Source organism: Kitasatospora sp. NPDC056531 (assembly GCF_042794375.1).
In the GTDB taxonomy this organism is placed as follows: domain Bacteria; phylum Actinomycetota; class Actinomycetes; order Streptomycetales; family Streptomycetaceae; genus Kitasatospora.
Map to the genome: position 1 here is coordinate 1 of NZ_JBHTTU010000174.1, position 395 is coordinate 395.

Genomic DNA, 395 nt, shown 5'->3' on the forward strand with positions numbered 1-395 from the left:
GACCCGATCGCCTCCGCCCTGCCCGGCAAGTGCGTCGACGACAACGGCAACTCCAGTGCCAACGGCACCGCCGTCCAGCTCTGGGACTGCAACGGCGGCGGCGCCCAGGCGTGGACCTGGTCCAACGGCACCGTCACCCACAACGGCAAGTGCCTCGACGTGACCGGCGGCGCCATCGCCAACAGCACCCCGGTCGAGCTGTGGGACTGCAACGCCGGTGCCAACCAGCAATGGACGCCCCAGCCGGACGGCACCCTGAAGAGCGCCCAGTCCGGCCGCTGCCTCGACGACCCGGCCTTCGCCACCGCCAACGGCACCCGGCTGGAGATCTGGGACTGCAACGGCGGCGCCAACCAGCGCTGGACCCTGCCGTAGCGCCACCGGTTCCACGCGAC

Annotated in this window: 1 protein-coding gene; it reads left to right on the forward strand. The window is 71.6% G+C overall.

What is annotated here, in order from left to right:
* The coding region (locus ACFQ87_RS43265) for a ricin-type beta-trefoil lectin domain protein (RefSeq protein WP_380616512.1) at positions 1-375 on the forward strand (375 nt) is incomplete at its 5' end.
* Positions 376-395 lie beyond the last annotated feature (20 nt).